This window comes from Planococcus salinus (assembly GCF_003719725.1).
Classification (GTDB): Bacteria; Bacillota; Bacilli; order Bacillales_A; family Planococcaceae; genus Planococcus; species Planococcus salinus.
Window position 1 is genome coordinate 1 of sequence record NZ_RIAX01000029.1, and the last position, 1,146, is coordinate 1,146.

A 1,146-nucleotide genomic window follows, 5' to 3' on the forward strand; every position below is an offset into this window, starting at 1 on the left:
GTTCGGTTTTGAAGGTTCACTGAAAGGCGGAAAACGCCGTTCAGCTCAACCGGCTGGTGGAGGGCTCGATTTGACATGCTTGCATGTCGAAGGAGAGCGCGAAGCAGGCGCGTGAGCTGGCGTTTGCAGCTGGACACCGAATACTTCAACCCTTGTTCTTTGAAAACTGGATAGACGACATTGAAACAAAACGAAACAAGCGATTCATGAAGTGACACGGTCACGATGTGGCCAACTTTTTAACAAACCACTTGGTTAAGTTAGAAAGGGCGCACGGTGGATGCCTTGGCACTAGGAGCCGAAGAAGGACGGCACTAACACCGATATGCTTCGGGGAGCTGTAAGTGAGCTGTGATCCGGAGATTTCCGAATGGGGGAACCCCCTGCCTGTAATGGGGCAGGATCCATGTGTGAATTCATAGCACATGAGAAGGCAGACCCAGGGAACTGAAACATCTAAGTACCTGGAGGAACAGAAAGCAAATGCGATTCCCTGAGTAGCGGCGAGCGAAACGGGAACAGCCCAAACCAGGAGGCTTGCCTCCTGGGGTTGTAGGACACTCTGTACGGAGTTACAAAAGGCGGGATTAGGCGAAGCGACCTGGAACGGTCCGCGAGACAGGGTAACAGCCCCGTAGCCGAAAACCCCGCCTCTCCAGAGTGGATCCTGAGTACGGCGGAACACGTGAAATTCCGTCGGAATCCGGGAGGACCATCTCCCAAGGCTAAATACTTCCTAGTGACCGATAGTGAACCAGTACCGTGAGGGAAAGGTGAAAAGCACCCCGGAAGGGGAGTGAAACAGATCCTGAAACCGTGTGCCTACAAGTAGTCAGAGCCCGTTAACGGGTGATGGCGTGCCTTTTGTAGAATGAACCGGCGAGTTACGATTGCATGCAAGGTTAAGGCGGGAAGCCGGAGCCGCAGCGAAAGCGAGTCTGAACAGGGCGACGGAGTATGCAGTTGTAGACCCGAAACCAGGTGATCTACCCATGTCCAGGGTGAAGGTAAGGTAACACTTACTGGAGGCCCGAACCCACGCACGTTGAAAAGTGCGGGGATGAGGTGTGGGTAGCGGAGAAATTCCAATCGAACCTGGAGATAGCTGGTTCTCTCCGAAATAGCTTTAGGGCTAGCCTCAATTTT

1 rRNA gene is annotated in these 1,146 nt (G+C 53.3%); it reads left to right on the forward strand.

What is annotated here, in order from left to right:
• Positions 1-253: 253 nt before the first annotated feature.
• A 23S ribosomal RNA gene (locus EEX84_RS16415) occupies positions 254-1,146 on the forward strand; the annotation flags it as partial.